At 34.8% G+C, this 1167-nt stretch carries 2 protein-coding genes; both read left to right on the top strand.

Features of this window, described 5'->3' with window-relative positions:
* Nucleotides 1–171: 171 nt before the first annotated feature.
* Nucleotides 172–495: a hypothetical protein gene (locus WKI47_RS06645; RefSeq protein WP_340226392.1), complete on the top strand. Its 324-nt coding sequence runs from the start codon at nt 172–174 to the stop codon at nt 493–495.
* Nucleotides 496–550: 55 nt separating this feature from the next.
* The coding region (locus tag WKI47_RS06650; RefSeq protein WP_340226393.1) for a 4'-phosphopantetheinyl transferase family protein at nt 551–1167 on the top strand (617 nt) is incomplete at its 3' end.

The following is a 1167-nucleotide window of genomic DNA, read 5'->3' on the forward strand; positions in this document are numbered from 1 at the left end:
ATCAAGAAGGGTGATTTCAATCATTGTTTCGGCATGTTGAAAGTATTTCTTGTACATAGGATTGTAAAAGGAAAAGTTTGTCGAGAATAAATGATAACGCTTTCATTTAAAAATGTCGATCTCAGGAATATCCCAAGATCGATGTTTTTGTTTTTAAAAGGAGGATGACTTATGTTTGATTCAAACCTTGATGGAGAAGGCTACGATCTGAAAATTGATGGGTTAGAGGGATACTCAGGGAACCAGAATATTACTTTCTATGTCAAAACCCAAATGGGTGTCATTAAAGAAATCGAAGTGTTCGATCACATGTATACTGCACAGAACAAAGGTGAAGTGGATTCCCTTCTAAAATCGTTTATCGACATCTCAATATATGAGTTACACGAGGAAGAGTTCAAGGCAAAAATTTTTAGAAAAAAAGAACTTTCGGATTTAACTAATGATCTGATCGATTCAATTTTAAAAGCTTTCTACAATCGTTATTTTACTTAATATTATTGTTTGATTATTTTAAAACATCTCCTTATTTTGGTGGTTGGTGAATTTGGTGCATTTTAGATATAGTGATACGCTATTTTTGAAAAAGAACGACACTTGTATAAAGATTGGATTTGGTAACTTCTCTTTCGTTGAAGAGCCCATACATATAGAGAGAGAACTGAGTTTATTGCATTGCAAAGAAGTCGAGTATTTGAATCAGTTAAAATTTAAGGATCGTTTTTACAGTTATGTGTTGGGAAGAATAAGCGGTAAGTTTGCAGCTAAGGAACTTTATCCGTACTTTAATGAGCGGGACATATGGATAGATCATGGGGTTTTTGGACAACCTATCCTCAAACATCCTGAATTGCATAATTTACAGGTGGGTATATCGCACAGCGGGAAGCAGGGAGCAGCTATAGTGTTTCCAGAAGCTTTTCCAATGGGCATAGACATTGAATTGATGGATCCAAACAAAACAGGTTTATTGGAAAGCCAAATGACTCACTCAGAGTTGTCGAAAGTTATGAAGTTTGGCGCTGATTACCCCTTTTATGTCATGATGCTTTGGACAGCTAAAGAGTCGTTATCAAAAGTTTTGAAAACTGGACTCACTCTTTCTCTGGAGATACTTGAAATTGAAAGTATAAAGTATAAAGGGACATATTTTGAAATTAACTATAG

Origin of the sequence: Saccharibacillus sacchari, assembly GCF_037722395.1 — a bacterium.
In the GTDB taxonomy this organism is placed as follows: Bacteria; Bacillota; Bacilli; order Paenibacillales; family Paenibacillaceae; genus Saccharibacillus; species Saccharibacillus sacchari_A.